Below are 25,487 nucleotides of genomic sequence, written 5' to 3'. Positions count from 1 at the left end.
ATTGCATACAGTCATACAAAATGTCTTTTCTATTACATCAGTTATGCAATACACTATAAATATGGATTTTATATTCGCAAAAGCGCGATGAACTGGCTACATTTCCAGGCATTGCGCTTTTTGCATTTTATAAAATATGAGGAAATTTTTATGAGGGAGGAATATTATTATGGAATTTTCCGCAGTAAACACAATATGGGTGCTGGTCGGCGCCGCGCTGGTCTTCTTTATGCAGGCCGGATTCGCAATGGTAGAAACAGGCTTCACACGAGCCAAAAACGCAGGTAACATTATTATGAAAAACCTGATGGACTTCTGTATCGGAACCCCGGTCTTCTGGCTGGTCGGCTTCGGTCTGATGTTTGGTGCAGGTAATGGATTTATCGGAAAGATCGGTGGTATTGCCACAGAAGCACACTATGGTTCAGGAATGCTTCCTGACGGAGTTCCTTTCTGGGCATTCTTAATCTTCCAGACAGTATTCTGTGCAACATCCGCAACAATTGTTTCCGGTGCAATGGCAGAACGTACCAAGTTCCTTTCCTATTGTATCTACAGCCTTATGATCAGTCTTGTTGTATATCCGGTATCCGGACACTGGATCTGGGGCGGTGGATTTATCAGCCAGATGGGATTCCACGATTTCGCAGGTTCCTGTGCAGTACATATGGTAGGTGGTGTGGCAGCTCTGATCGGTGCCATCATCCTTGGACCTCGTATCGGTAAATATACAAAGGACGGCAAATCAAAGGCTATCCCGGGACACAACCTTACAGTTGGCGCTTTAGGTGTATTTATCCTCTGGTTCTGCTGGTTCGGATTTAACGGTGCTTCCACAGTAAGTATGGAAGGCGATGCAATCGTAAGTGCCGGTAAAATCTTCGTTACTACTAACCTTTCAGCAGCTGTTGCAACTGTAACTGTTATGATCATCACATGGGTACGTTACAAAAAACCGGATGTTTCCATGTCTCTGAACGGTTCTCTCGCAGGACTTGTAGCAATTACGGCAGGATGCGACACAGTTTCTCCTACATCCGCAGCAATCATCGGTATTGCTTCCGGTTTTATCGTAGTATTTGGTATTGAATTTATTGACAAAGTCCTGAAAATCGATGACCCTGTTGGTGCTGTCGGTGTTCATGGTTTAAACGGTGCTTTCGGTACTCTTGCAGTTGGTCTTTTCTCCGATGGATCAGGCACAGACTGGAAAGGACTTCTTACAGGCGGCGGCTTCCACGGATTTGGTGTTCAGTTCACAGGTATGATCATCACAATCGCATGGGTTGTTGTTACTATGACAATTATCTTCCAGGTAATCAAACATACAATCGGACTTCGTGTTTCAGCTGAAGAAGAGATCGCAGGTCTTGACTCCAAAGAACATGGTCTTGCAAGTGCTTATGACGGTTTCGCAATGGCTGGCGTTCCGACTCCTATGGGAACTTCCATAAAAGCTCCTGTTGTCACAGCCAGACCTTCTGCTCCTGCTGAATCAGTTCCCGAACTTCCGAAAGAAGGCGTTCATAAGCTTACAAAAGTTGTTATTATCACTCGTCAGAATAAGCTTGATGAATTTATGCAGGCAATGAACGAGATCGGTGTTACAGGTATCACTATTACGAACGTTCTCGGATGCGGTGTACAGAAAGGTGCTCCATCCTACTATCGTGGTGTTGAGATGGAAATGAATCTTCTTCCTAAGATCAAGATTGAGATCGTTGTCAGTCTCGTACCTGTACAGAAAGTTATTGAAACTGCCAAAGCAGTCCTTCATACAGGCCAGATCGGTGATGGTAAAGTATTTGTATATGATATTGAAAATGTAGTGAAGATCCGTACCGGAGAAGAAGGTTATCTTGCTCTCCAGGATACTAAATAAGCTTTCCACTCATAATAAATATTCTAAAAGGAAGAAAGCCCCGGGGGTATTCCCGGGGCTTCCTTCCTTTAATTTCTGTTTCTGTCATTCTGTTCTTCACGTGGAGACAATCTGGGTAAATTCCAATGATAATGCGCAGCCAGATATCGGATCAGCACCACCACGATTGACGATACCACCATCGCTTCTACATTTCCCACAAACCGGTTCATATATACGCAAACGATCGCGCCAATGATTGATGCACAGGCATAGATATGCTTTACAAAAATATATGGCGGCACACTTGCCATCATATCTCTCAAAAGACCGCCGCCCACTCCTGTGATCGTTCCAAGAAACACAAGAAGAAATGCATTATCCATATGTCCCTGACGGATTCCCGCATTTACTCCTACTACTGTAAAAATCCCCAGTCCCACAGAGTCCAGCACCAGCATAAATTTGTCATAGGTTTCTCTTCTGTGTCCCTCCAAAAGTTCTCTTTTGAAATAAAAAATAAAGAACACAATGCAGGAAGTAAGCACAGACACCAGTGCATACACCGGATTTCTGAATACAGCCGGAGGAATTACTCCCAGAACAATATCCCTGATCATTCCTCCTCCCACTGCTGTTGCCACTCCCAGAACACTGACACCAAAAATATCCATGTTGCGCTCCACTCCCACCATTGCTCCTGAAGCTGCAAACGCCACTGTTCCTGCCATTTCCATAATAAATGTTGCAATTGACTGATAATCCATATATAAATCCTGACTCCTGTTTTCTTTCTATAGTAACTCCTAACAGTATATATAAGTTTTCCCTCTATGGCAATAACCGTTTTACAGATGCTCCTTTAAATAAAGTACCATCCACAGTAAAACGGTCAATCAGCGTAGTCTTTGGATTCTCAATCAGATCGATCAGCTTCTCCGCCGCTATTCTGCCGATCGCAACGGTATCCTGACAAAGCGTAGTCAGTTTTGGTTCCAGTATCTTTGCAATTGTAATACCGTCATATCCCGCAATAGAGATATCCTCCGGAATCCGAAGCCCTCTTTCCCGGATTTCATTGATCCCGCCTATCGCAGCATAATCATCCGGATAAAGAATACAGGTTGGAGGATTGGGAAGATCCAACAGTTCCCCCGTAACCTTTGCAGCGCTATCTGCATCTCTGTACGGACATTCTTTAACGTAAGCATCCGGTATCTCCACTCCCAGCCGCTGTAAAGTCCGATAAAAACCGGAAAGACGCATTCTGGTAACAGACGTATTATCTCCATGAATATATGCAATGCGTCTGTGCCCCTGGTTATAAATATAGGTAACCAGTTCTTCCATTCCCTGACTGTTATTGGAAACAACTGCAATATTTCCGTCAAATACATGGTCGATCGTAACTACCGGAATCTCTGAACGAATCAGTTCCTGCACTTCATCCGCATAAAAATCCACACAGGCAATGACTACACCATCCACCCCTCTGTAGCGGCAATGTTCATAATAACTCAGTTTCTGTCCGGAAATCTTTCCGCTTGTGAAGGTAATATCGTACCCTCTTTCCTCTGCAGTCCTCTTAAAGCTCTCCAGCACATGATTAAAATAATCATGGGTAAGCCCGCTGGCAGCTTCATCAACAAACATTACTCCGATATTATAGCTTCTTTTAGTCTTCAGCGTTCTTGCTGAAGAATTAGGCAAGTATCCCATTTCTGAAGCTGTTTTCAGAATTATTTTCCGTGTTTCCTCACTGATATCGGAATAACCATTCAATGCTTTGCTGACACTGGCCACAGAGACATTACACTTTTTCGCAATTTCTTTCATCGAAACCATAGGTATGCCTCAATCTTTCCTAAAATTTTCGTAAACGTTTTCGTGCTTTTATTGTATAACTATCCGCACAATTATTCAAGCTTTTAGCTTTATTTTTTGTGCATCTTTGCTATTTTTTGTATGATTGCACAATTTTTATCCCTTATATTTTCCTTTTATCACAAATCCTTTTCATCATTTTAACGAAATTTCACTCTTATTTTTTGACATTTATTTCTCTGCAAAGCAGTTGATTTTATCAACTTCTTCCGTTATACTAAAGAAAAATAGCAGTAATGCCACGATAATCGTACGTTTTTATTCTAAACTTATTCGTTTTCGTGTCTTTGTTTTCTGTATATTCAGAATAATTGCTACAAATCATTTATAAAACAGGAGGACTTCTTATGAAATTCGGTTATTTCGATGACAATGCCAAAGAATACGTCATCACTACACCAGACACTCCACTCCCATGGATCAACTATCTGGGTTCTCAGGATTTCTTCTCACTGATTTCCAATACCTGTGGCGGATACAGTTTTTACAAAGACGCCAAACTTCTTCGTATCACCCGTTACCGCTACAATAATATCCCGGTAGATTCAAATGGAAAATATTACTATATCCATGACGGCGAAGAAATCTGGAATCCAGGTTCCATGCCTTCCAAAACACCTCTGGATTCTTATGAATGCCATCATGGAATCGGCTACAGCCGTTTTCTTTCTTCCAAAAATGGATTAAAAGCTAATCTTCTTGCTTTTGTTCCTGTTAACTCAACCTGCGAAATCAACAAACTGACTCTCACAAATACAACTGATACTTCGAAAACTTTTTCCCTTTTCTCTTATGTAGAGTTCTGTCTATGGAACGCAGTTGATGACAGCACAAACTTCCAGAGAAATTTAAGCATCGGAGAAGTCGAACTCGAAGGCAGCACTATTTACCACAAAACCGAATATCGCGAACGCCGCAGACATTACAGTTTCTTCAGCGTAAACAGCCCTGTTGATGGTTTTGATACCAGCAGAGATGTTTTCCTTGGTATGAATAACGGAAACGCTTTCCCTGCTGCCGTAAAAGAAAATAAAGCAAGAAATTCTGTGGCAAGCGGCTGGTACCCTATCGCAAGCCACCAGATTAATATAACACTTTCCGCCGGAGAATCCAAGGACTTTATTTTCATTCTTGGTTACAGCGAGAACCCTCAGGATCAGAAGTTTGTTGCTCCGAACGTAATCCGCAAAGACGGCGCACATAAAATCCTCGAACAGTTCCAGACAACCGAACAGGTTGATGCGGCATTCACAGAACTGAATGCTTACTGGGATAAACTACTCTCTCGTTATCATGTAGAAAGTAATGACGAACACGTAAACCGTATGGCCAACATCTGGAACCAGTATCAATGTATGGTCACTTTCAACATGTCACGTTCTGCTTCTTACTACGAATCCGGCACAGGCCGTGGAATGGGATTCCGTGATTCCTGTCAGGATCTTCTTGGTTTCGTACACCTGATCCCGGAACGTGCAAGAGAACGTATCCTGGACATCGCAGCTACTCAGTTCGAAGATGGAAGCGCTTATCATCAGTATCAGCCACTTACCAAGAAGGGTAATCTGGACATCGGAAGTGGATTTAATGATGACCCATTATGGCTGATTGCAGCTGTTTCCGCTTATCTGAAAGAAACAGGTGACTTCTCTATCTTAAATGAGATGGTAGATTTCGATAATCAGAAAGAAAAAGCAGCACCTCTGTACGAGCATCTGCGCCGTTCTTTCGAATATACAGCCACTCATCTCGGACCGCACAAGCTGCCATTGATCGGACGTGCAGACTGGAACGACTGCCTGAACCTTAACTGCTTCTCCACAGAACCGGGAGAATCCTTCCAGACTACAGGACCTTCCGAAGGACCTGTTGCAGAGTCTGTATTTATCGCAGGTATGTTTGTAAAATACGGCAGAGAATTCGCAGAGATCAGCCGTCATATGGGGGACACCATAGCCGCAGACAGAGCCGAAAAAGAAGTCGATGCCATGTATCAGGCAGTTCTGGATGCCGGCTGGGATGGAGAATGGTTTGTACGTGCATATGATGCAGAATCAAAAAAAGTTGGTTCCAAAGAATGCAAGGAAGGTCAGATCTTTATCGAACCGCAGGGCTTCTGCGTTATGGCAGGAATCGGTGTGAAAGAAGGTCTTGCCCAAAAGGCTCTGGATTCTGTCAAAGAGCGTCTGGATACCAAATACGGTATTATGATCCTTCAGCCGGCCTATACCCAGTATTATCTGAACCTTGGAGAAATTTCCTCCTATCCGCCGGGATATAAAGAGAACGCAGGTATCTTCTGTCACAATAATCCATGGGTTTCTATCGCAGAAACCGTCATCGGACGCGGCAACAGAGCTTTTGAGATTTACAAGAAGACCTGCCCGTCCTACATCGAAGATATCAGCGAAATCCACTGTACGGAACCATATGTATATTCTCAGATGGTTGCAGGCGCTGACGCAGTTTTCCATGGTCAGGCAAAGAACAGCTGGCTGACAGGTACTGCAGCATGGACTTTCTGGAACCTGTCTCAGGCTATCCTGGGTGTTCAGCCATCCTACGACGGACTGTGTATCAATCCATGTATCCCGGAAGGATTTGGTGATTTCAGACTTACCAGAACATTCCGCGATGCTGTTTACCACATCGAAGTCAAGAACCCGGATAACGTTCAGAAGGGTGTTAAGAAAGTGGTTGTAGACGGCAAAGAATATGAAGGCTGCCTGATTCCATTTGAAGAAGGCAAGAAGGAATATCATGTAACTGTTTGCATGGGATAATGATTTCATTCTTTTTGCTCACGACAGATACATCATAAACAGAAAAGTCGATTTTCAGATATCATCTACAGGAGTTTACTTCTCCTGTGATGATCTGAAAATCGACTTTTTTATCTTTATGTTCCCTTATCCTGAACATTTCTTATCTTCACATATTTAAAGATATGACTGAGTCTGCATATACTGTCCGAGACTTAGAATGGTTAAGAAGAGACTTGGAAAAATTACAACAAAAAGGGAGCTACTCAATGATGAATAACTCCCAATTTTTTAAATCATATGTGTTACAAACGGCGTGTTGCAAACGTGTTACAAACCCGTTACAAACGACCACATTTTAACCATTTTTTACTACTCTGTTTGGACACGATAAATGCTTATTTTAAGCCATTTATTAGAATTTACCAGCTTTAGCAGCTTCCTCGATGGAAACAGCTACTGCAACTGTCATACCAACCATCGGGTTGTTACCAGCGCCGATGAGACCCATCATCTCTACGTGAGCCGGTACAGAAGAAGAACCAGCGAACTGTGCATCAGAGTGCATACGTCCTAATGTATCTGTCATACCGTAGGAAGCTGGACCTGCTGCCATGTTGTCTGGGTGAAGTGTACGTCCTGTACCACCGCCGGAAGCAACTGAGAAGTATTTCTTTCCTGCTTCAAGACGTTCTTTCTTGTATGTACCTGCAACCGGATGCTGGAAACGTGTCGGGTTTGTGGAGTTACCTGTGATAGAAACATCAACGTCTTCTTTCCACATGATAGCAACGCCTTCCGGAACGCTGTTAGCGCCGTAGCAGTTAACTTTTGCACGAAGTCCTTCGGAGTATGCTTTTCTGAATACTTCTTTTACTTCGTTCTTGTATGGATCGTATTCTGTCTCTACATATGTAAAGCCATTGATACGGGAGATAATCTGAGCTGCATCTTTTCCAAGACCGTTCAGGATAACACGTAATGGTTTCTGACGAACTTTGTTTGCTTTCTCAGCGATACCGATAGCACCCTCAGCAGCTGCAAAGGACTCATGTCCAGCCAGGAAGCAGAAGCACTCTGTTTCTTCTTCAAGAAGCATCTTGCCAAGGTTACCATGTCCAAGACCTACTTTACGTGTATCAGCAACGGATCCAGGAATACAGAATGCCTGAAGACCTTCTCCGATAGCTGCTGCTGCGTCTGCTGCTTTCTTACATCCTTTTTTGATTGCGATTGCAGCACCTACTGTATATGCCCAGCAAGCGTTCTCGAAACAGATTGGCTGAATGCCTTTGATCTGATCGTATACATTAAGACCTGCGTCTTTTGTGATTTTCTCAGCTTCTTCAATAGAAGCAATGCCATAGCTGTTTAAAACAGAATTGATCTTGTCAATTCGTCTCTCATATGATTCAAATAAAGCCATTTCCTGTTACCTCCTAAATTATTCTTTTCTTGGGTCGATAATTTTAACAGCGTCTGCAACACGGCCATACTGACCTTTTGCTTTTTCCCATGCAGTATTCGGGTCATCGCCTTTTTTGATGAAATCAGTCATTTTTCCAAGGCTTACGAACTGATATCCGATGATCTCATCATCTGCATCAAGAGCAATACCTGTTACATAACCTTCTGCCATTTCAAGGTAACGAGGTCCTTTTTTCAGAGTTCCATACATTGTACCAACCTGAGAACGAAGTCCTTTACCAAGGTCTTCAAGTCCAGCACCTACTGGAAGTCCTTCTTCTGAGAATGCAGACTGTGTACGTCCATAAACGATCTGAAGGAAGAGTTCTCTCATAGCTGTATTAATCGCATCACAAACTAAGTCAGTGTTCAGTGCCTCCATAACTGTAAGTCCCGGAAGAATCTCGGAAGCCATAGCTGCAGAGTGAGTCATACCTGAACATCCGATAGTCTCAACCAGTGCTTCCTGGATGATACCCTCTTTAACATTTAATGTAAGCTTGCAGGCACCCTGCTGTGGTGCACACCAGCCAACACCGTGTGTAAGACCGGAAATATCTTTGACTTCTTTTGCCTGTACCCATTTAGCTTCTTCTGGGATTGGAGCGGCGCCATGATGAACGCCCTGTGCAACTGGGCACATTTCTTCTACTTCGCGTGAATAAATCATTGTAAAACTCCTTTCAAGTATAGATTAACTTCATGTTGTTATACTCTCCACTGTACAGAACTGCTGAATGAACTGCACAGGATAAAACTCCGATGTCTGCTGAATGACTTCAGAGGAGTATGCCTAACAACCTAGTGTTATTTTCTCACAAAAGTGCTGATTCGTCCAGTCATAAATTGTAAAATTTTTAACCATCTTTGATTTTTTTGTGGTAAAATAGTTCTAATTTCTATTAATGAAGGGATTTCTATTATGACAACAAAGTTACCTGCTTCCTTTCTCCCTGCAAAATTTCAGGTTCTGAGCGGAAGCGCTTTAAAATTAATTGCTATCACCCTGATGCTGATTGACCATACCGGCTTAATGATCCTGTATAATTATTCTGCCACAACTGCAACCCTTTTCAGTTTCGGCGGCGTGGATTACAGCTGGTATCGGATTTTCCGGGATATCGGCAGGGCCGCTTTTCCAATTTTCTGTTTTCTGTTAGTGGAAGGATTTCTGCATACACATAACCGTAAGAAATATGGCCTGAATCTGTTTCTATTTGCATGTATCTCTGAGATTCCATGGAACTTCATGTTTACCAACACCTGGAGATATGAAAAACAGAATGTATTTTTCACCCTGTTTCTGGGATACCTGGCATTCTGTGCCCTGGAATACTTCTGGGATAATCAGAAAATGCAGCTTGTCTGCGTGCTGGCACTGCTGACTGTCTCTGTGTTTCTGAAGGCAGATTACGGATGGCGGGGATTTGTATTCCTGCTGATCATGTACTGGTTCCGCAACGATAAAACCGCCCAGGCGATCATCGGAAGCTGCTGGCTTTACTATGAATGGAAAGCCTGCTTTGCTTTTCTTTCCATTAATATGTACAATGGTGAACGTGGATTTGTAAAAGGAAAATTTCTGAAATATGTTTTTTACTGGTTTTATCCGGTGCACATTACCATTCTGGTAATCCTGAGAAAACTTTTATTTCATATGTAATATCAGGTACAACAAATATCTTCTATATCAGACAGACATAAAAATATAAAAGGGCAGGCTGTATGACTGAAATAATATCCTTCATACAACCTGCCTCTTCTATATTTTCAACTTCTCTTTTCTGCAACTTCTGTTTTTGACTTATAAATGTGATTTGCAGGTACGCAGCCTCTTACTGAGGAAAGTGGATAAATGTTGCAACAGCGTCCGATCACAGTTCCGGGATTTAATACGGAACCACATCCCACTTCTACGTTATCTCCAAGCATTGCGCCGAATTTCTTCAGGCCTGTTTCAATCTTCTCGTCACCATCTTTTACAACTACCAGTTTCTTGTCAGATTTTACATTGGAACAGATGGAACCTGCGCCCATATGGGATTTGTAGCCGAGAACTGCATCGCCTACATAATTGTAGTGCGGAACCTGTACCTTGTTGAAAAGTACCGCATTCTTTAATTCCGTAGAATTACCTACTACTGCACCCTCACCTATAATTGCTTTTCCGCGTATAAATGCACAGTGGCGTACTTCTGCTTCTTTACCTATGATGACCGGACCGTTGATGCAGGCTGTAGGTGCTACTTTGGCACTCTTGGCGATCCATACATCTTCTGACGGGTGGTCGTATTCTTCTTCACTTAAGGTCTGTCCCAGTTTCAGAATGAAATCTCCGATCTCCGGTAATACTTCCCATGGATATGTTTTTCCTTCAAATAAATCCTTTGCGATTGTTTCGTTCAGATCCAGAAGGTTTGAAATTGTAAAATCTTTTAACATAATATTTTCCTCTTTTCTCTCGCTATGATGACATGTTTTCTTTTATCTGTCACAAATACACACTACTTTGAAGCAGACGGCTTTCTGCAGGTACGTGACCGTCCCGCTGCGGACGTTGATCTGCCTGTTGTTTTCGCACTGTTTTTTTCAGATGAATCCTTATAATTCACTGCTGCAGCATCAAAGAACTGTCTCAGATATGGCTGGATATTGCTGTCCTCCACCTGTCTGGTGCGAAGGCGCACAAAATGTTCCAGCTTATCCATATATTCCTGTTCTGTAATACTGCCCTCTGCCACATAATTCAGTCCTTTTTCCCAGCTTGCAGTCAGTTCCGGGTTCAGAAGCTGTCTGATGGAGCAGTTTACCACATCAAAGATCATCTCTCCAAGAAGGGTTGGAGTGATCACCTGGGTTTTCTTATTGAGTGCCAGATATTTGATATTGCACAGTTTCTTAAGAATTTCCGCTCTGGTGGCACTGGTTCCGATTCCGCAGCTTTTAATCTGGGCACGAAGCTCTTCGTCCTCAATCAGCTGACCTGCATTCTCCATTGCAAGAATCATAGAACCGGAATTATAACGCTTTGGCGGCGATGTCTCGCCCTCTTTGATACTCAGGCTGTCCACAGAGAGTATATCACCTTTTTTCAGGTTCTGCAATGCGGCAAGAAGTCTGGTATCACATGCCATATCCTCAGCCGAATCATCAGCTTTGTTCCCGCCGTTTTTTCCTGTATCCGGATCTTCCTCTTCACTTCCTTCACTGTCCGCTGCACCGGTTCTGTTCACACTGCTCATGGCATCTGCTGCTTTTCGCTTCGCAAAAGAATTTGTGGCAACTTTTAAGTACCCTTCATCCAGCAGTACTTTAAATGAAGAAAAGAAGCTCTCATTCTGAATTTTTGTCACAAGACTGATCTTCTGATATACTGCAGGAGGATAAAAAATACATACAAACCTTCTGACAATGGTCTCATATACACGCTGCGCAGTAAGAGAAACACTTCTCAATGCGTTTAAGCCCTGGCCTGTGGGTACGATTGCATAATGGTCTGTGATCTGCTTATCATTAACATATCTGGTCTTCGCCAGATTTTTGTAATTTCCCTGTTCAATAATGTGCTGTGCGATCTCTGCTGTATGTTCATAATTACGCAGCCCGGAGATATTCTTATAAATCTCCTTTGCTGCCGCAGTAGACAACACACGGGCATCTGTTCTGGGATAAGTGACCAGTTTCTTTTCATACAGTTCCTGTACGATTTTTAATGTCTCATCCGGGCTGATCTTGAACAGCTTGGAGCACACATTCTGAAGCTCCGCCAGGTTAAATAAAAGCGGCGGGTTCCTGTTCTCTTTTTTCCGCTCGATTTTCTCTACTGTACATTGCAACGGCTGACTCACAGACAGCTCCTGTATCAGTTTTTCAGCATAGGCTTTCTCTTTAAATCCGTTCTCTTTATACAGATAAGGAGTCTGGAAATATCTGCTGCCTTCCACAGCTCTCCACTCTCCCTCAAAGTTTTCTCCCTCAAGGGCAATGCTACTGAGTACGCGGTAAAACGGAGTTTTCACAAATGCACGGATCTCGCGCTCTCTTCGCACTACCATTCCAAGTACACAGGTCATAACCCGTCCTACGGAAATGGCCTGATATTTCGTATTTAAATAATTTGACACACTGTTTCCATAACGCAGTGTCAGTACACGGGAAAAATTAATTCCCATGAGATAGTCTTCTTTCGCCCGAAGATAGGCTGAAGCAGAAAGATTGTCATATGCTGACAGATCTTTTGCCTCTCTGATTCCTCTCATGATCTCTTCTTCTGTCTGAGAGTCGATCCAGACCCTCTTTTCTTTTTTTCCATGAACACCTGCCATCTGTGCCACCAGACGGTAAATGTATTCCCCCTCACGTCCGGAGTCGGTACACACGTAAATGGTGTCCACATCCTCACGGTTAAGCAGTCCTTTGACAATCTCAAACTGCTTCTGCACTCCGGGGATCACTTCATATTTAAATTCGCGCGGCAAAAAAGGCAGGGTATCTAAACTCCACCTTTTATATTTGATATCATATTTTTCCGGGTAGCTCATGGTGACCAGGTGTCCCACACACCAGGTCACCACGCTGTCCTGAGATTCCAGGTAGCCATCCCGTCTTTGTCCGTTGATTTTCAAAGCTTTTGCGAATTCCTGTGCCACACTGGGCTTTTCGGCTATGTATAAAGCTTTTGACATATTATTTATCTGCACTCATCTTTCTGAGCGGCCATGCCAACAACAGGGCACCGCCCACCATATTTCCTAAAGTTACTACTACCATGCTCTTTACTATGGCTCCAAGGGATAATCCAGGTACCAGACAGTATGCGGTAACAAAGATTCCCATGTTTGCGATGCAGTGCTCAAATCCGCTTACAACAAATCCTGAGATACACATAACGATCATCAGGAATCTTCCTGCATCACTCTTTAATTTCATACCACAGAGCACACCAAGACAGACGAAGAAGTTACAGAGTACTGCTCTGAAAAACATCTGTCCGAGCGGAATACTCAGCTTGTTTCCGATAAATCCTGCAAAATAATCTGCTGTTCCGGACGCTCCGGCCCATACAAACAGCAATGCTAAAATTGCACATCCGACAAAGTTTCCAAGGTAGCTTACTCCCCATACCTTACCGGCCTCTTTCCAGCTTACCTGTTTATCATAGGCTCCGAACGCCATTACCATATTATTTCCTGTAAAAAGCTCGCCGCCTACAAAGCTGATCAGGAGCACTGCAATGGAGAATACTAATGCCCCCATAAATTTTCCCCATTCAGGCATGGTCTTGGAGAATACGTTTCCAACTACATTACTGTAGATCATGGCCACATCAATAAAAAATCCCGCCATGACCGCACGTATAAAGTACTTGAAAAAGTTGGTATTCACCAGGTTACTCTTGGCTTTCGCCGCATTTGACACTTTCTGTACATCTTCGTAATTCATAACTACACCTCCGCAATGTATTTTATTGAGAACATTATATCACCTGAATATCTGTTTCACAACCGAAATCGTCAAACAATTCAAGAATATTCATCAGATTTGTAATTATGTTCCATTATATTCGAAGATTTTTATAGCAATTCCATAAACTAATGCATTCAAGACAGTTCGGCAGAGCGCAAAAGACAAGAAAGATCTCTGCAGGCGTGCAGAGCATATCTGAAAGTAAAGCTGATTTTTTTATTCAAATACAACTGCTTTATCCTGCAATTCTGTTACATATCCGATAACACCGCCGAAGATATCCATACCTGCAAGCTCTTCTGCAAGGGCATCGGCTTCTTCTGCCGGTACTGCAATCAGAAGTCCGCCGGATGTCTGCGGATCAAATACCAGATCCTCCATCCAGAGTTCCTTAATCTCACTTCGTACTTCATCGCCTGCGAAGTCACGATTTCTGTATGCACCTTCAGGGATCAGCCCCATCTGTGCATATTCTTCAACACCCTCAATGATTGGAAGTTTCTCAGACTGAATCACCAGAGTTTTCCGGCTGCCTTTTGCCATTTCCAGACTGTGACCTGCAAGACTGAATCCTGTTACGTCGGTGCAGCTGTGGATCGTGTATTTAGATGCAATCTCTGCTGCATATTTGTTCAGCTTCGCCATGATCTTCTGGACTCTCTCAATTTCTTCCTGAGACGCCATTTCTGCCTTAATGGCAGTGTTAAGAATTCCACAGCCCAGCGGTTTGGTAAGAATAAGGATGTCTCCTTCTTCTGCGCCGTAATTTTTCCACATTTTGTCCGGATGCACATAACCAGTTACACAGAGTCCGTATTTCGGTTCTTTATCATTGATAGTATGCCCGCCTGCAAGGACTGCTCCGGCTTCCATGACCTTATCTGCACCGCCGCGCAGAATCTGCTCCAGTACTTCCGGACCAAGGCAGTTTGGAAATGCTACCACATTTAATGCCAGTTTCGGAACACCGCCCATTGCATAGACATCACTCAGTGCATTGGCTGCCGCGATCTGCCCGTACATATACGGATCATCCACTACTGGCGGAAAAAAGTCTACTGTATGGATCATTGCCAGTTCATCATTAATCTTGTATACTGCTGCATCGTCTGATGTCTCCGGACCTACCAGAAGCATCGGATCTGTAAATTTCGGAAGTTTGCCTACTACCTGCGCCAGAACTTTCGGGCCAATCTTAGCACCGCATCCGGCTGCACTGGCAAGCTGTGTAAGACGCACTTCACTTTTTTTCATTTCATTTCCCATAAGTCAGTTCACCCCAATTGATCTCCATATTCAGAATCTCCTCGTAACTGTTCAATACTTTCGTTACTGTAAACGGAGTGAACAGTAACGTACTTTCACAGCCGACAGACTGCCGAATAGTTACATATCTTCTATAACAAGAGATTCAGTGCTATCATTGTATCATTTTTTCACATATCCGTCAAAATGTGAACCGTTTACCATATATCAGGTATTCCTATAAATCTTTCCATTTTATGCAAGAATCCTATAAATCTTTTCATATTCCAGATCCTGTTCCTTCATATAGGAAGCTGTTTCTTCTTCGTTCTGTTCCCCGCATTTCCACGCAAGGCCGCAGGAAGCTGATATTTCTCTTGGCACAGGGATCAGTCTGCCTGTAAATTTGTTTTTCTTACATTCCCTTTCCATGGCAATTGCCTGAGTGGTAGTTTCAAAAGTCACCACTGTTGTCAGAACTTTTTCTTTCATAATCCGTCGTGTCCTCATAAAAAGAGGCACCGTTACCGGCACCTCTTTTATTATTTTCTATAAATTATTTCGCCTGGATATATCCTTTTGCTTTTAAGGTTTCAGCACAGAGAACTGCTCCGCCTGCTGCACCTCTGACTGTATTGTGGGAAAGTCCTACGAATTTCCAGTCATATACGGTGTCTTCACGAAGACGTCCTACAGATACGCCCATGCCATGTTCGAAGTTTACATCCTCTGTAACCTGCGGACGGTTGTCCTCTTCCAGATACTGGATGAACTGCTTCGGAGCACTTGGAAGTTCTAATTCCTGTGGAAGTCCCTTGAACTCTACTAATGCTTTGATAAGCTGCTCTTTAGTAGGGTTCTTACGGAATTTAACGAATACAGCTGCTGTATGTCCGTTCAGTACCGGTACACGGATACACTGGCATGTGATAACCGGTTCTGTAGCAGGTTTGATTACACCGTCTTCTACTTTACCCCAGATTCTTAATGGCTCTTTCTCGCTCTTCTCTTCCTCGCCGCCGATGTATGGGATGATGTTTCCAACCATTTCCGGCCAATCCTTAAATGTCTTACCTGCTCCGGAGATTGCCTGATATGTAGTAGCAACTACTTCATATGGCTCGAACTCTTTCCATGCAGTTAATACAGGAGCATAACTCTGGATAGAGCAGTTTGGTTTAACAGCGATAAATCCGCGTGTTGTTCCAAGACGTTTCTTCTGGGATTCGATTACATCGAAGTGTTCCGGATTGATTTCCGGCACTACCATCGGTACATCCGGTGTCCATCTGTGAGCACTGTTGTTGGAAACAACCGGTGTCTCTGTCTTAGCATATTCTTCTTCGATCTTCTTGATCTCTTCTTTTGACATATCTACAGCAGAGAATACGAAATCAACTGTTGCAGCAACCTTCTCTACTTCGTTTACGTTCATAACAACAAGATTCTTGACACCCTCCGGCATTGGAGTATCCATTTTCCATCTTCCTCCAACTGCCTCTTCGTATGTCTTTCCTGCACTTCTCGGACTTGCAGCTACAGTTACAACTTCAAACCATGGATGATTCTCAAGCAGAGAGATAAATCTCTGACCTACCATACCTGTAGCACCTAAAATACCGACTCTAAGCTTTTCACTCATAATATCTTTCTCCTCTTTATCTTCTGCCCGCGTCTCTACCCTTTCGCGGACATTTTTATCCAGGTGTCCTTATATTGCGTACATCTGTCTTTCTTGTACATACTATAACAAACCAAAATAAATTGCAAGCATTTTTTTAATTTTCTTCCAGATATTTTTTGTTCTCAACGATCACTTTCTCCATCACGTCAGGTCCCGGTGCACCGATGGTCATACGTTTTTCCACACAGGTTTTCATACTGATCGCTTCGTAAATATCATTCTCGAATACCGGGCTGATGGCTTTATATTCTTCAAGAGGAAGTTCATCCAGAGAAATCCCTTTATCAATACAGGTAAGCACCAGACGGCCTACAATGCCGTGTGCATCGCGGAAAGGTACTCCATGATTTACCAGATAATCGGCTGCATCTGTAGCATTTGTAAAGCCATTCTTTGCACTTGCTTCCATATTCTGTTTGTTGAACTGCATAGTGGAGATCATGCCCGTGAAAAGGGCAAGACATCCTTTTACAGTGTCAATGGCATCAAATGTAAGTTCTTTGTCTTCCTGCATATCTTTGTTGTATGCAAGAGGGATTCCTTTCATGGTTGTAAGGATAGATGTTAATGCCCCGTATACACGTCCTGTTTTTCCTCTTACAAGTTCTGCGATATCCGGGTTCTTTTTCTGAGGCATGATACTGCTGCCTGTGCTGTAGGCATCGTCTATCTCTACGAAGCGGTATTCATTGGAGTTCCACATGATGATCTCTTCGCAGAAACGGCTCATATGCATCATAATTGTGGAGAATGCGGACAGAAGCTCAATCACATAGTCTCTGTCTGATACAGAGTCCATGCTGTTTCTGGTCGGGCCGTCGAAACCGAGAAGCTGTGCTGTATATTCTCTGTCAAGCGGGTAGGTGGTTCCTGCCAGTGCGCCTGCCCCCAGAGGACAGGTGTTCATTCTCTTACGGATATCTGCAAGTCTGCTTCTGTCACGTACAAACATTTCAAAGTATGCACCTACGTGGTGAGCCAGTGTGACCGGCTGCGCTTTCTGGAGGTGTGTGAAGCCTGGCATGTATGTGTGGACATTCTCTTCCATGATCTTCTGAAGTGCTTCGAGAAGTTTCTTTACCAGTTCGTCTGTCTCGTCAATCTCATCTCTTACATAGAGTTTCATGTCAAGGGCTACCTGATCGTTACGGCTTCTTCCTGTGTGAAGTTTCTTGCCTGCATCACCGATTCTGTCGATAAGGTTTGCTTCTACAAAGCTGTGGATATCTTCGTATTCGGATGTGATCTCGAGTTTGCCGGATCTTACATCTGCAAGGATTCCGTCAAGACCTGCTTCGATCTGATCTTTTTCTTCTGCTGTCAGGATTCCCTGTCTGGCGAGCATTGCTACGTGTGCTTTGCTGCCTCTGATGTCCTGCTCGTAGAATTTCTGGTCAAAGGAGATGGATGCGTTGAAGTTATATACAAGTTTGTCTGTTTCTTTTGTGAAACGTCCGCCCCAAAGCTGTGCCATTGTGTTATTCCTCGTTTCTTCTTTATTTTTGGTATTATTGCTTTTACGTGTTAGTGTAACATATTTTTTCAGTATTGCAAAGTAGTTAGTTTGGAATCATTCAAAAGGTACGTGAAGAAAAAGAAGGTGTGTTGGGGCTTAGTTTCGGAACCCTGTAATTCTAAGGCATTCGGGAATCTGCTAAAACCATGAGCCGCCCTCTCAAACTCGCTCCGTTGCAAACTTCGCTCAGACACGTGAGACGGTCGGCTCATAACGCAGATTCCCGAATACCAAGAATTACAAGAACCCTCAAATGCGCCCCAACACACCTTCTTTTTCTTCACTGGGTATTGGCTATATGTTACATAATTGTGGTTACTGCTTTATTTTCTGTTTTCAGCCTCTCTTCAGGAATAGACGCAACCGCAGTAGTTCTGACGGTAGAGGTCGTATTCGTGGGAGAGCTCAATAGAACGTTTGTAGCCGTTCTTTTTTTTGAAGTCGGATGGGAGGTGTTGGACGTGGTAGATTTCTGCCAGTTCTTCACCGATTTCGTTGATCTTGGCTGCGTTTTTCAGAGGGCTGATGGAAAGGGTGGTGGTAAAATAGTCATAGCCGCCCTCTTCTGCCAGTTTTGCTGCTTCTTCCATGCGGAGGCGGTAGCATTTGAAGCAGCGTTCGCCACCTTCGGGTACGTCTTCGAGGCCTTTTGCCATCCGGAAGAATTCCTGTGGGTCGTAGTGACCCTCTATCAGTTTGACAGGATGCTCAAATTCCATGGAGTTTACAAGACGGGTGATTTCGCGGACTCGTTTGCGATATTCTTCTTCCGGGTAGATGTTTGGGTTGTAGTAGAATACTGTGATGTTGAAATATTTCGACAGGTATTCCAGTACGTAACTGCTGCAGGGTGCACAGCAGCTGTGGAGAAACAGGCTTGGAATCTTGTTATCTTTTTGCGCCTGATCTATAAGTTTTTCCAGTTCTTTCTGATAGTTTCGTTTATTCAACAGTATTATTATATCCTTTCTGCATCTTCACAAATGCTTTTTATTATCTTTTAATAAAATGCGAATACCTGTTCAGGTATTCTCTATTGTGCCTTCGTAATGATTCTTTGTATTTTTTAACTTCCTGCACTCTCCTATTCGTTCGCCCATTTTTACGATAGTCTCATATCCCTCTTCTGTATTCTCGATCAGATCATAATCAATACGGACTTTTCCCGGCTGGATGAGGAGGATTATTGTGGAACCTCCGAATTCGAAGTTGCCTTTTTCCTGGCCTTTCTTTACTGTGGCAGGATTTTTATGGAGATTTGTGATTTTTCCTACCATCATGGCGCCTACTTCCATCATGAGGATGGTTCCGAATTGTTTTGTTTTCAGCAGAGTGTATTCTCTGGCGTTTTCTTTGTAGATGGGATATACATCGTTTGCTGCAGGATTCACTGTGTGGAAAACGCCGGGCAGAGTTACATTCGCGGATTTTCTTCCATCTGCCACATAGCAGTAATGATGATAGTCATCTACTGTCAGTCTGAAAATCAGCGCATAGCCGCCTGTGTATCTCTCAGCAATTGCCTTATTCTTCAGAAGCTGTCCTGCTGTATATTCTGTATCTTTGATGCTGAAACGTGAGTCTGAGCTGATCCTGTGTACGGAAAGTTTTCCGTCACAGGGGCTGATCAGGATGTTTTCGCGCATATCGATCGGGCGTTCTTCTTTTCGGATGCGCCTTATAAAGAAGTCATTCCATGAAGAGAAGTTCTGTTTTTCGTAAATGCTCAGGTCAATCTTGTTGTTTTTTACAAAATCCGGTACAAATCTGGCAGAAAGTCTGGTGTTAAGCAGGACTCCCGCTGCCTTTGACACGAAAGGTCTGATCAGGAGTTTCAGGCAGAGTCTGCCACCCCGGTCATTATATAAATGCCGTAGGAATTTATCCTGCTCATTCTCTTCAATCGTGATATTTCCTTTTCTGTCAATATACTTCATTCGTATCTTCCCTCCATAAAAGTATAACCGCAGCCTCCCCGTTTCCCGGGAACCGCTGCGGCCAGTCAACAGTTATATTTATTTTATATCAAACGGAACATCTTCGCAAGTGCAAGTGCCACGACTGCAACCAGCAGGATACGTACCGGATTCTGAGGTTTTTTTACCTTGATATCCAGAATAAAAAGCAGTCCCACGATAATCACTGCAATATGTATCACGATCAGGAAATAGAGTCCGCAATATCTTCTCATCAGATAAAGGAACGGCAGGATGATCGCCATGGATGTGATCGGAAGCCCCTGATAATACTGTCTGTTCTCAGAAGTCTCATTCTGTCTCTTTGCTTCTGAAACATTAAAATATGCAAGGCGGATGACAGATGCCACACTGTAAAAAATAAGCGCCCCAATCCCCGCCGGTGTATTCACACCCAGACAGTAACAGATCATTGCCGGAAAAATACCAAAGCAGACCACATCACATAAGGAATCGATCTGAATCCCGAAATTCTTCTCATCATCCGTACGGTTCTTCTTTGTTCTGGCTATCTTTCCGTCAAACATATCACACAGTCCGGAAAGTGCCAGACAGAAAATCGCAACCTTAAAATCCCCCTCCAGAGCCCTGGTAATTCCAAATACGGAAATTCCCAGGCTTATATAAGTCAATATTACCGTATAATCATAAATTCCTAAAAACATATTTTCTCCCCCTACTTTTCTTCTTGTTCTTTTCTTCCTATTATGAAATACGCCACACAGGTCATCACTGCACTGATAAGCATCTGTGCATAATAGGAAATTCCTCTGCTGAGCAGCATTGCAGGAAGTAATGCTTCTCCGAAAACCGGTGCAAACATCACCAGATAAAGAGACTCACTGATTCCCATTCCTCCGGGTAAAGGCAGCATATCAACAGAGACAGATATGACAGACTGCAAAATCGTAAGGGTTATGATGGAATATCCATGAAATCCCAGCGAACGGTATACCCAGTATGTAACTGTAAATAACAAAATCCTCTGCGCCATAGTGATCAGGAACACTTTCAGGATCACCAGCTTGTGACTTGCCCAGAAAGCCGCAGTTTCATGATACTGATCCATAGACGCTTCCAGTTTCTCAAGCCGGGTTGTCTTTGGCTTAAGGAAACGGAAATGTTCAATAAGTTTCAGACCTTTTACCATGATCCATTTCGCCAGTCCAGGTGCAAATACAAGGATCATCATGAAAGTAACGCAGAAAATATTCAGACCTACACCCAGGTAAAACACCCACATGTACTGGCCAAGATATCCTTCCAGAAAGCCTCTGCCAAAAATCCAGATTACAATTCCGATCACTACCAGAACCGCTTTATAAGTAATCGTGACAATCATCAGGACCAGCGTAGTGACAGGAATCGGAAGTTTGTCCTTTTTCATAAAATAAATCTGCATTGGCTGTCCGCCGGATGCAGACGGTGTGATACAGCTGAAAAAGAATCCCACAAAAGAATACAGAGCACAATGCCCCATCTTTACTTTTGCTCCGAGAGTCCGCATCATATAGAAGATAATTACAGACTCGCCAAGTATGAACAGTACCACACAAACCACGCTGATCAGTAAGTAAACCGGATCTGCCTGCCGTACTGTATGAATAATCTCTCCCAGATCCTCTCCCTTAAATACCATATATACGGTAATGGAAAATATAAGGATCAGAAAAATGGTGTTAAATATTGCTTTCTTTTTGTTTCTCATTTGCTTACACTTTCTTATACAGTTTTTTACAGCATTCGTCTGATTTCTATACCCGATTCATATATGTCACAGTGTCTGATATATGTATATTTCTGATATGAAACACATAGTAAACAGTAACGTATTCCTTACAGAACATTTGCCCTCAAATACTATCGCAGCAAAAATACTATAGTTTATCTATTATATCATACCCTGACATTTCTGCATATCATAAATTATGAAAATATTCGTTACTGTTCACTCCGTTCACAGTAACGTAGCCAAAATTCATTCCAGATTGCCTGCGGCAATGGAATTTTGGCTTGTATGTCTCGGGATTTTGGCATATTCATGCCAAAACACCTAGTGTGCCAACAAGTTGATTTCTCGAACAATCTTGCGTCTAAATTTCTTATTTCCGCGTTGTCGTCGGTCGCCGTAGCCACCGCTACGCCTCCTTCCTCCGCCTTGAAATAAGAAAATTTATCCTGCAAGATTGTTTCAAGAATCAACTTGTCGGCGCACTAGCGGGATAGTTGGTGTGTGAACAGTAACAAATATTCGTTACTATACTATTCACCGAATATGGAGGTATCTGTATGAAACCACTGCTGGATATTACAGATGTCAGTCTCTCCTACCACAGTTTATCAGGGGAAACCCCTGCCCTTTCTCATATATCCTTTCAACTGATGCCAGGTGAATTTCTCGCCATCGTCGGGCCGTCAGGCTGTGGAAAGTCCACGCTGCTGAATCTGATCTGTGGTCTGCTCCGGCCGGAACAGGGACAGATTCTTCTGGACGGCACGCCGGTAACTTCCGGTGACTGCCGTATCGGATATATGCTGCAAAAGGATCATCTGCTGGAGTGGCGGACAATTTATAAAAATGTTCTTCTCGGACTGGAAATCCGCAGGGAACTCACTGCCGAAAAACTTGCTTATGTAAATCAGCTTCTCTCAGATTACGGTTTGGACAAATTCCGCTCTGCTCATCCGTCTGAATTGTCCGGAGGAATGCGCCAGAGAGCTGCACTGATCCGTACTCTGGCATTAAAGCCGGAACTTCTTCTGCTGGATGAACCGTTCTCTGCACTTGACTCTCAAACCAGACTCAGCGTAAGTGATGATATCGGCAGAATCCTGCGTCAGGAAAAAAAGACTGCGATCCTTGTCACCCATGATATTTCAGAAGCGATCAGCATGGCAGACCGGGTTATCATTCTTTCTCCAAGGCCTGCCATTATTCGTAAGATTGTGCCAATTTGTTTTGATCTGGAAAACCGTACTCCTATGGCTTCCAGAAATGCGCCTGAATTTAAATCTTATTTCAATCTTATCTGGAAGGAGCTGAATCATGATGTCTGAAATCTCATATCATCAGCAACAGTATATCCGACATCAGAAAAGAGAAAAGAAACTTGTTCTTTTTTTGCGGATATTTATTCTTCTTTTCTTTCTGGTGTTGTGGGAAATCTCCGCCAGGACCGGGCTGATCGATTCTTTTATCTTCAGCAGTCCGGTAATGATCTGGCACAGCTTCTGCAGTATGTGCAGAGACGGCTCTATTTTTCCCCATCTCTCTGTTACAATTACGGAAACACTGGTCAGTTTTCTGTTCGTTGTTGTTCTGGGTGCAGGGATGGCAGTTCTGCTGTGGACCTGTCCCAGACTTGCGAAGATCACAGAGCCTTATCTCGTAGTACTGAACAGCCTTCCGAAATCTGCTCTGGCACCTTTGCTTATTGTATGGCTTGGTGCCAACGAACGGACGATTATTGTCTGCGGTATGTCGGTTGCTATCTTTGGTTCGATTTTGAATCTGTATACAGGTTTTGGCGAAGCTGACCCGGAAAAACTGAAGCTGATTGAGACGCTGGGCGGTGGGAAGAAAGAAAAGCTTATGAAGATTATTCTTCCGTCTTCTGTGCCGTTACTGCTCAGTGTTATGAAAGTTAATATTGGTCTGTGTCTGGTTGGTGTTATCATAGGCGAATTTATCGGTGCCAGAAAAGGGCTTGGCTACCTGATCATCTATTCCAGCCAGACCTTTAAGCTTACCTGGGTACTGATGTCCATTATCATTCTGTGCATCATCGCTATTATCCTGTACGGACTCCTTGGACTGATTGAAAAACGCGCCCGCAGATAGTTGTTAATTTTTAACCGCTATTTTTTATAACGAAACGGTTTCGGAAACAGATTCAATATCTGAAAAAATTTTGCTGCAAAAAGAAGCCCGGAAGATCATCGAGTTCCACTTAACTGGACACTCCTGAACTTCCGGGGCTTCTCTTATCTCTGACTGTCTGTCAGTTATTCTGTTTTTAAACCAGCGCCTCTGTCCGGTTACTATCATGTTCCGACCAAAGCGCCTGATAATGTGTATATTATGAATTATTCTTCTCCAAGGCTCTCCACTGCCTCTGTGAAATCCTGTATCAGATCTTTTATATCTTCGATACCCACACTGATACGGATTGTGTCGTCGTACACTCCAGTCTCTTCCATTGCCTCCGGCGTACTGTGGATATAAATTGTAGACGCCGGATGAATTACCAGAGTTCTCACATCACCGATATTGGTTGCAATCTTTACATATTTCAGATGATTGATCAGCTTATACGCCCGTTCTTTGGAACCTGCACGGATAGTCAGAATCGCTCCGCCCTTTCCACTAAGCTGTTTTTCTGCCAGTTCATGATATGGACTGGACTCCAGCAGCGGATAGTTGACAGATACACCTTCCAGCTTCTCCAGTGCCTGGGCAAGCCGGAAAGCGTTATTACAGACCCGCTCCATACGAAGACCAAGTGTCTCCATTCCGATAATATTCAGATAAGCGTTCATCGGAGCCAGACAGCCGCCCATGTTTCGCCAGATTCCGTTCCTCAGTTTCACAAGATAAGCAAACTTTCCGTATTTCTTATATTCCTTCATTCCCGGATAACGTTCCGGACTCCAGGAAAAGTTTCCGCTGTCAATGATAATTCCACTGATGGCATCTCCACTTCCATTTATATATTTAGAAGTAGAATGCACCACTACATCCGCACCATACTGAATCGGATTAAGCAGATACGGAGTCGAAGTTGTGCTGTCTACAATCAGCGGTACTCCTTTTCCATGAAGAAAATCTGCTGTTTCCCGGACATCCATTACATTCAGTGCGGGATTTCCTACTATTTCACCAAACACTGCTCTGGTCTTATCTGTAAGAAACGGCTCGATCAGCGCCTTCTCTACCCTCGGTATAAAATGTACTTTGATTCCGAATGCCTCCAGATCATGAAGCAGATCCAGTGTACCTCCGAACAATGCACTTCCTGCGATTACCTCATCCCCTGCCTGCAGGATATTAAGTAATGATAATGTAACCGCTGACATTCCGGAGGAACAGGCTACACCTCCAATCCCGCCTTCTAATTCATTTACTCTTCGCTCAAACGCATCTACTGTCGGATTCGCAATCCTGGTATATGCAAATCCCGGTGCCCGATTCTGGAATACTTTTTCCAACTGTTCTGAAGATTCATATGCAAAAGCATTTGCCAGGCTGATAGGCGGCACTGTTGAACCATTCGCATAATTGTCTACTGCTTTTCCGTGTAATAATTTAGTCTGAAATTCCATGAGCATATTCCCCTTGTAAAATATAATAATCTCCGGACTAACGGTATGTTTTCTGTGATATATCGTTTCCCTGTTTTTAGTAATTCCATAGTGTTTTGATATGAATAGTAGTATATATTTTTCATATAAATCTGTCAATAAATTTTCTTATATCAATTATTTATATATACATATAGTTTTTGTCTATATTTTGTTATTTTTCTATAGAAATAATTTAGTCTAAAATCGTTACTGTTCACTCCGTTCTCAGTAACGTAGCCAAAATTCATTCCAGATTGCCTGCGGCAATGGAATTTTGGCTTGT

21 protein-coding genes are annotated in these 25,487 nt (G+C 43.2%); 5 read left to right on the top strand and 16 right to left on the bottom strand.

Annotated elements, in window-relative coordinates; all coding sequences use genetic code 11:
* Positions 1 to 169 precede the first annotated feature (169 nt).
* Positions 170 to 1,882: an ammonium transporter gene (locus I4V44_RS14830; protein WP_161276468.1), complete on the top strand. Its 1,713-nt coding sequence runs from the start codon at positions 170 to 172 to the stop codon at positions 1,880 to 1,882.
* Between the two features lie 68 nt (positions 1,883 to 1,950).
* Here the strand turns inward: I4V44_RS14830 and I4V44_RS14825 are convergent, their stop codons facing one another.
* Positions 1,951 to 2,628: a trimeric intracellular cation channel family protein gene (locus I4V44_RS14825; RefSeq protein WP_055149009.1), complete on the bottom strand. Its 678-nt coding sequence runs from the start codon at positions 2,626 to 2,628 to the stop codon at positions 1,951 to 1,953.
* A 64-nt stretch (positions 2,629 to 2,692) separates the two neighbouring features.
* Positions 2,693 to 3,706, bottom strand: coding sequence for a LacI family DNA-binding transcriptional regulator (locus I4V44_RS14820; RefSeq protein ID WP_196002890.1), 1,014 nt, complete (start codon positions 3,704 to 3,706; stop codon positions 2,693 to 2,695).
* Positions 3,707 to 4,092: 386 nt separating this feature from the next.
* Between I4V44_RS14820 and I4V44_RS14815 the strand changes: the two genes are divergently transcribed.
* A complete protein-coding gene (locus I4V44_RS14815) occupies positions 4,093 to 6,528 on the top strand; it encodes a GH36-type glycosyl hydrolase domain-containing protein (RefSeq protein WP_196002889.1) in 2,436 nt (811 codons plus the stop codon).
* 394 nt (positions 6,529 to 6,922) lie between these two features.
* Here I4V44_RS14815 and I4V44_RS14810 read toward each other — a convergent pair whose 3' ends face one another.
* Together I4V44_RS14810 and I4V44_RS14805 are read right to left on the bottom strand one after the other, a co-directional pair.
* Positions 6,923 to 7,933, bottom strand: a complete 1,011-nt coding sequence (locus tag I4V44_RS14810) for a GGGtGRT protein (protein ID WP_008707497.1) — start codon at positions 7,931 to 7,933, stop codon at positions 6,923 to 6,925.
* A gap of 18 nt (positions 7,934 to 7,951) precedes the next feature.
* Positions 7,952 to 8,644, bottom strand: a complete 693-nt coding sequence (locus I4V44_RS14805; RefSeq protein WP_008707498.1) for an iron-sulfur cluster assembly scaffold protein — start codon at positions 8,642 to 8,644, stop codon at positions 7,952 to 7,954.
* Positions 8,645 to 8,896: 252 nt separating this feature from the next.
* On the opposite strand from I4V44_RS14805, the gene I4V44_RS14800 reads away from it, so the two are divergent.
* Positions 8,897 to 9,637 carry a TraX family protein gene (locus I4V44_RS14800; protein ID WP_118330349.1) on the top strand — a complete coding sequence of 247 codons (741 nt, stop codon included), beginning with the start codon at positions 8,897 to 8,899 and terminating at the stop codon, positions 9,635 to 9,637.
* Between the two features lie 107 nt (positions 9,638 to 9,744).
* On the opposite strand, the gene I4V44_RS14795 is transcribed toward I4V44_RS14800, so the two are convergent.
* The 11 genes from I4V44_RS14795 to I4V44_RS14745 all read right to left on the bottom strand — a co-directional run bounded on the left by I4V44_RS14795 (position 9,745) and on the right by I4V44_RS14745 (position 21,569).
* A complete protein-coding gene (locus tag I4V44_RS14795) occupies positions 9,745 to 10,416 on the bottom strand; it encodes a UDP-N-acetylglucosamine pyrophosphorylase (RefSeq protein ID WP_118330348.1) in 672 nt (223 codons plus the stop codon).
* 62 nt (positions 10,417 to 10,478) lie between these two features.
* The gene (locus I4V44_RS14790) at positions 10,479 to 12,659 is read right to left on the bottom strand and encodes a DNA topoisomerase (RefSeq protein ID WP_118341818.1); all 2,181 of its coding nucleotides are present in this window, start codon (positions 12,657 to 12,659) and stop codon (positions 10,479 to 10,481) included.
* A 1-nt stretch (position 12,660) separates the two neighbouring features.
* Positions 12,661 to 13,416, bottom strand: coding sequence for a formate/nitrite transporter family protein (locus I4V44_RS14785; RefSeq protein ID WP_118330346.1), 756 nt, complete (start codon positions 13,414 to 13,416; stop codon positions 12,661 to 12,663).
* Between the two features lie 240 nt (positions 13,417 to 13,656).
* Positions 13,657 to 14,694 (bottom strand): selenide, water dikinase SelD, encoded by a 1,038-nt coding sequence (gene selD / locus I4V44_RS14780; RefSeq protein WP_118341820.1) that lies wholly within the window; start codon positions 14,692 to 14,694, stop codon positions 13,657 to 13,659.
* A 246-nt stretch (positions 14,695 to 14,940) separates the two neighbouring features.
* Positions 14,941 to 15,177: a DUF3343 domain-containing protein gene (locus tag I4V44_RS14775; RefSeq protein WP_008707504.1), complete on the bottom strand. Its 237-nt coding sequence runs from the start codon at positions 15,175 to 15,177 to the stop codon at positions 14,941 to 14,943.
* Between the two features lie 64 nt (positions 15,178 to 15,241).
* On the bottom strand, positions 15,242 to 16,327 hold the full coding sequence (asd, locus tag I4V44_RS14770) for an aspartate-semialdehyde dehydrogenase (protein WP_008707510.1): 1,086 nt from the start codon (positions 16,325 to 16,327) through the stop codon (positions 15,242 to 15,244).
* Between the two features lie 136 nt (positions 16,328 to 16,463).
* The gene (gene argH, locus I4V44_RS14765) at positions 16,464 to 17,843 is read right to left on the bottom strand and encodes an argininosuccinate lyase (protein WP_196002888.1); all 1,380 of its coding nucleotides are present in this window, start codon (positions 17,841 to 17,843) and stop codon (positions 16,464 to 16,466) included.
* A gap of 389 nt (positions 17,844 to 18,232) precedes the next feature.
* Positions 18,233 to 18,838, bottom strand: coding sequence for an epoxyqueuosine reductase QueH (locus I4V44_RS14760; protein ID WP_334297968.1), 606 nt, complete (start codon positions 18,836 to 18,838; stop codon positions 18,233 to 18,235).
* 69 nt (positions 18,839 to 18,907) lie between these two features.
* Positions 18,908 to 19,822: a phosphatidylserine decarboxylase gene (locus I4V44_RS14755; protein ID WP_025577244.1), complete on the bottom strand. Its 915-nt coding sequence runs from the start codon at positions 19,820 to 19,822 to the stop codon at positions 18,908 to 18,910.
* Positions 19,823 to 19,905: 83 nt separating this feature from the next.
* On the bottom strand, positions 19,906 to 20,526 hold the full coding sequence (locus I4V44_RS14750) for a CDP-alcohol phosphatidyltransferase family protein (protein WP_118341815.1): 621 nt from the start codon (positions 20,524 to 20,526) through the stop codon (positions 19,906 to 19,908).
* An 11-nt stretch (positions 20,527 to 20,537) separates the two neighbouring features.
* Positions 20,538 to 21,569 (bottom strand): lysylphosphatidylglycerol synthase transmembrane domain-containing protein, encoded by a 1,032-nt coding sequence (locus I4V44_RS14745; protein WP_195982307.1) that lies wholly within the window; start codon positions 21,567 to 21,569, stop codon positions 20,538 to 20,540.
* Between the two features lie 581 nt (positions 21,570 to 22,150).
* On the opposite strand from I4V44_RS14745, the gene I4V44_RS14740 reads away from it, so the two are divergent.
* Together I4V44_RS14740 and I4V44_RS14735 are read left to right on the top strand one after the other, a co-directional pair.
* Entirely contained in the window at positions 22,151 to 22,918 is a 768-nt protein-coding gene (locus tag I4V44_RS14740; RefSeq protein WP_055053699.1) for an ABC transporter ATP-binding protein, read from the top strand.
* On the top strand, positions 22,911 to 23,702 hold the full coding sequence (locus I4V44_RS14735; RefSeq protein ID WP_020993690.1) for an ABC transporter permease: 792 nt from the start codon (positions 22,911 to 22,913) through the stop codon (positions 23,700 to 23,702). Before I4V44_RS14740 ends, I4V44_RS14735 begins: the two co-directional genes overlap by 8 nt.
* Before the next feature lie 245 nt (positions 23,703 to 23,947).
* Here I4V44_RS14735 and I4V44_RS14730 read toward each other — a convergent pair whose 3' ends face one another.
* On the bottom strand, positions 23,948 to 25,183 hold the full coding sequence (locus tag I4V44_RS14730; RefSeq protein ID WP_196002886.1) for an O-acetylhomoserine aminocarboxypropyltransferase/cysteine synthase family protein: 1,236 nt from the start codon (positions 25,181 to 25,183) through the stop codon (positions 23,948 to 23,950).
* Positions 25,184 to 25,487 lie beyond the last annotated feature (304 nt).

The organism is Blautia sp. 1001283B150304_161114_C9, assembly GCF_015668165.1.
GTDB lineage: Bacteria > Bacillota > Clostridia > Lachnospirales > Lachnospiraceae > Blautia_A > Blautia_A wexlerae.
Note: the sequence above shows the minus strand (reverse complement) of the source record. Positions and strands in the feature narration are given on the sequence as shown.